Below are 3,705 nucleotides of genomic sequence, written 5' to 3'. Positions count from 1 at the left end.
GAAGATAGCAGTTCGTTACTATACCCGTTCGGGAAACACGAAGAAGTTAGCAGAAGCGGTTGCCGAGGCGGTCGCAGTCGAGGCAAAGGACGTGTCAGTACCGCTTAGTGAAAAGGCTGACGTTCTGTTCCTCGGTTGCTCTTATTACGCATTCGACGCAGATCAGGCGGTAAAGGATTTTATCATCAGCAACAAAGATAACATAGGCAAGATCGTCTGCTTCGGCACGTCCGCCATGATGAAGTCGATGAAGAAGCCTGTGAGAAAGGTTGCAGATACTGTAGGCGTTGCCGTTGCTGAGGAAGAATTCCATTGCCGTGGCGAGTTTGCAAAGATCCATAAAGGCAGACCGAACGAAGCGGATCTGGCGAATGCCGCGGAGTTTGCAAGAGGTATTCTATGAGTAATTCAAAATACGATGCATTGAAGCTTGAAAATCAGCTTTGTTTTCCGCTGTACGCCGCTGCGCGAGAGGTGGTCAAACAATACCGCCCGCACCTCGACGAGCTGGATATCACCTATACGCAGTACATCACTATGATGGTAATGTGGGAAGAGAAGGAGATCACCGTTAAGGCGCTCGGCGAAAAGCTCTTCCTTGATTCGGGAACGATGACTCCCGTCCTCAAAAGCCTTGAAGCGAAAGGCTTCGTTGCGCGCAAAAGAAGCACGACGGACGAACGCTCGGTCAGCGTTCTCCTCACCGACAGTGGTGAGGTGCTAAAGGAAAAGGCGGTGGGCATTCCCGCAAAGGTTGCCGGTTGCACAAACCTTACCGCCGAGGAAGGAATGCAGCTTTATAAAATTCTTTATAAGATACTTGCGAAAGAGGGCGAAGAATGAACAAGATTGCAGAACTGATAAACAAAAGAAGAAGCGTTCGCACCTATGACGGCCGAGCACTTGACGAAAGCACAAAAGAACAACTCCTGTCGTATGCAAATGCGATTCAAAACCCCTTCAACATTCCCGTTAAGTTCAAGTTCCTCGATGCCAAGAAAGACGGTCTGACCTGTCCTGTTGTAAGCGGTACAGAGCTGTATGTCGGCGGAAAAATTGAAAACGTACCGAATGCAAGCGTTGCCTTTGGTTATTCCTTTGAAGAATTTGTTCTGTATGCACAGTCGCTGGGCTTTGGCACCGTATGGCTTGGCGGTACGATGAATCGCTCCGCCTTTGAACAGGCAATGGATCTTGGCGAAAACGAAATGATGCCCTGCGCCACACCCATCGGCTATACGGCAAAGAAAATGTCCATCCGAGAAACCATGATGCGAAAGGCAATCAAAGCGGATGAGCGGTTACCTTTTGAGCAACTGTTCTTTGACGGCTCCTTTGATGTGCCGCTGACAAAGGAGAAGGCAGGCGAATTTGCCGAGCCTCTCAGCATGGTAAGACTTGCCCCTTCAGCAGTAAATAAACAACCCTGGCGCGTTGTTGTAGCGGATCATGTCGCTCACTTTTATCTCAAACGCAGTAAAGGCTTCGGTCACGAAGGAAAGATTGACATGCAGATGATCGATATGGGCATTGCGCTCTGCCATTTTGCACTTACTGCAGAAGAAAACAATCTAAACATTAACTTTGTGCAATCCGATCCAAAGCTAATAGCGAATGATGGTGTAGAATATATTGCATCTTACAAGATAAAATAAGAGCATAAAATTGCCGATGAAGAAACAAATAATTCTTCATCGGCTTTTCTCATTTCTAAATGCACGAGCATATCGGCACATATATCAGTGGTTGCACCACTGTAGACAAAGAAAAAGGGATTGAGATAAGGCGCGAAAAATGATATAATATTCACATGAAATTTGTAACGGAGAAATGTTATGGCTACAAGCAAAGAATACTTGGCTTTTATATTAGATCAGTTATCCGATGTAGATGGTATCACCCATCGTCAAATGATGGGCGAATATATCATTTATATGAGCGGTAAAATTGCCGCCTATCTCTGTGATGATCGCCTGCTCGTCAAACCCGTACCGAGTGCGGTGCAGCTGATGCCGAATGCTACCTACGAGCCGCCGTACGATGGTGCTAAAGATATGCTCTTGGTGGATAACGTTGACGATAGAGCGTTCCTCAAAGAACTGTTTGAAGCAATGTATGACGAGCTTCCCAAACCGAAAAAGAAGAAGTAAGCTAATTTATATTTTTAGGGATGAGAGAATGAACATATTTTATACGAGTGAACGAGATATATGGCGAAAGTGGCTTGCTGAGCACTTCGAAACAGAAAAAGAAATATGGTTTGTGTTTCCAATGAAGGAATCGGGCGATAAAGCGCTTTCCTATAACGACGCAGTAGAAGAAGCGCTTTGCTTTGGGTGGATCGATAGCACAATTAAGCATATCGACCCTACGCATCGAGCTCAGCGGTTTACACCGAGAAAGAAAGGCAGTCCGTATTCACGACCGAATATAGAACGACTGATTTGGCTTGATAAGCGGGGAATGCTCCATCCGAGCATAAAAGATAACGTATTGCCCATTATTCGTGCACCATACGTTTTCCCAAGCGATATACTTGATGCAATAAAAGCAGATACGGTTGCGTGGGAAAACTACGAGGAATTATCCGAGCCATATAAGCGTATTCGCATTGCGTATATCGATGCGGCAAGAAAACGTTCCGACGAATTCAAAAAACGCCTTACGAGTTTTATAAACAAGACTCGTAACGGAAAGCTGATTGTCGGTTTTGGCGGAATAGACAAGTATTACGGGTAAGATACATCGAATCGGCAGCAACAGCGCGTTGCTTGTTTATGATGATGGATCGCAGTATAATCAATGCGAGGTGATGATTTTATGGAAACGAGAGATATTATTCTTGAACTAAGAACGAAAAACGGACTCTCCCAGGAGGAACTTGCCGAAAAGGTATTCGTCACTCGTCAGGCAGTCAGCCGTTGGGAAAATGGAGAAACTATTCCTAATACTGAAACATTAAAACTGTTATCAAAACTGTTTGATGTATCTATCAACACGCTTCTTGGTTCTCCTCAAAACTTGATCTGTCAATGTTGCGGTATGCCCCTGGAAGATAGCAACATCAGCCGCGAAACCGACGGATTTTTCAACGAGGAATATTGCAAGTGGTGCTATGCCGACGGCGAGTATATGTATCACGATATGGATGATCTGATCGAGGTCTGCGTAGCGAATATGGCAAGCGAAGCCTTTCCCTCGGAGCAGGCTCGCGCCTATTTGAAGGAAATGCTCCCCAAGCTTGACTATTGGAAGAAATATAAAAACCTCGATGACGGCGGGAAGTTTGAAGAGTTCAAGCGCAAACTGATCGACGAAATCAACGCGCTCGGTGTAGAAGGCATGCCGAAGGTCGAAAAGCTCAATGCTCTTGTGGGCGGTTATGTCAATCTTGAATACCGTCTACCAAACGGTAAGACCGTCAAGTTCCTCGATGATAACGCAACCTATCTGGGAAACCAGCTCGAATGCGAATTCGGCGGTGACCGATGCTTCGGTGTCGTCGCCAATATGGACTTCATCCTCATCTGCACCTATGAGGAAAATGGCGAAAATCCCGAACTTGTCGTTTATAAGAAAAGATAAAAATTGCCGCTGAGATGGATCTCTCCACCTCAGCGGCTTTTACGTTTATCTTACCACAGATGAATGACTATAGATGTAGAACTCCTCTTGGCTGGGCATCCACTTCTTTTCCTTTGGTGG

Annotated in this window: 6 protein-coding genes; all 6 read left to right on the top strand. The window is 45.7% G+C overall.

Annotated elements, in window-relative coordinates:
- On the top strand, nt 1–403 hold a 403-nt coding region (locus IJN28_06810), incomplete at its 5' end, for a hypothetical protein (protein ID MBQ6713475.1).
- The gene (locus tag IJN28_06805; protein ID MBQ6713474.1) at nt 400–843 is read left to right on the top strand and encodes a MarR family transcriptional regulator; all 444 of its coding nucleotides are present in this window, start codon (nt 400–402) and stop codon (nt 841–843) included. The genes IJN28_06810 and IJN28_06805, both read left to right, overlap by 4 nt.
- On the top strand, nt 840–1,655 hold the full coding sequence (locus tag IJN28_06800; GenBank protein MBQ6713473.1) for a hypothetical protein: 816 nt from the start codon (nt 840–842) through the stop codon (nt 1,653–1,655). The genes IJN28_06805 and IJN28_06800 overlap by 4 nt, the downstream gene beginning before the upstream one ends.
- 180 nt (nt 1,656–1,835) lie before the next feature.
- Complete coding sequence (locus IJN28_06795; GenBank protein ID MBQ6713472.1) at nt 1,836–2,150, top strand: TfoX/Sxy family protein; 315 nt, start codon at nt 1,836–1,838, stop codon at nt 2,148–2,150.
- A gap of 28 nt (nt 2,151–2,178) precedes the next feature.
- On the top strand, nt 2,179–2,739 hold the full coding sequence (locus tag IJN28_06790; protein MBQ6713471.1) for a YdeI/OmpD-associated family protein: 561 nt from the start codon (nt 2,179–2,181) through the stop codon (nt 2,737–2,739).
- Nucleotides 2,740–2,820: 81 nt separating this feature from the next.
- The gene (locus tag IJN28_06785; protein ID MBQ6713470.1) at nt 2,821–3,585 is read left to right on the top strand and encodes a helix-turn-helix domain-containing protein; all 765 of its coding nucleotides are present in this window, start codon (nt 2,821–2,823) and stop codon (nt 3,583–3,585) included.
- Nucleotides 3,586–3,705 lie beyond the last annotated feature (120 nt).

Source organism: Selenomonadales bacterium (assembly GCA_017442105.1).
In the GTDB taxonomy this organism is placed as follows: Bacteria; Bacillota; Negativicutes; order RGIG982; family RGIG982; genus RGIG982.
The sequence above is the reverse complement of the archived record's forward strand: the minus strand, read 5'-3'. Positions and strand labels throughout refer to the sequence as shown.

Coding starts and splice junctions, on each gene's coding strand:
- IJN28_06790 (MBQ6713471.1), top strand. CDS start 2,179: ATGAACATATTTTATACGAGTGAACGAGATATATGGCGAAAGTGGCTT.
- IJN28_06805 (MBQ6713474.1), top strand. CDS start 400: ATGAGTAATTCAAAATACGATGCATTGAAGCTTGAAAATCAGCTTTGT.
- IJN28_06795 (MBQ6713472.1), top strand. CDS start 1,836: ATGGCTACAAGCAAAGAATACTTGGCTTTTATATTAGATCAGTTATCC.
- IJN28_06785 (MBQ6713470.1), top strand. CDS start 2,821: ATGGAAACGAGAGATATTATTCTTGAACTAAGAACGAAAAACGGACTC.
- IJN28_06800 (MBQ6713473.1), top strand. CDS start 840: ATGAACAAGATTGCAGAACTGATAAACAAAAGAAGAAGCGTTCGCACC.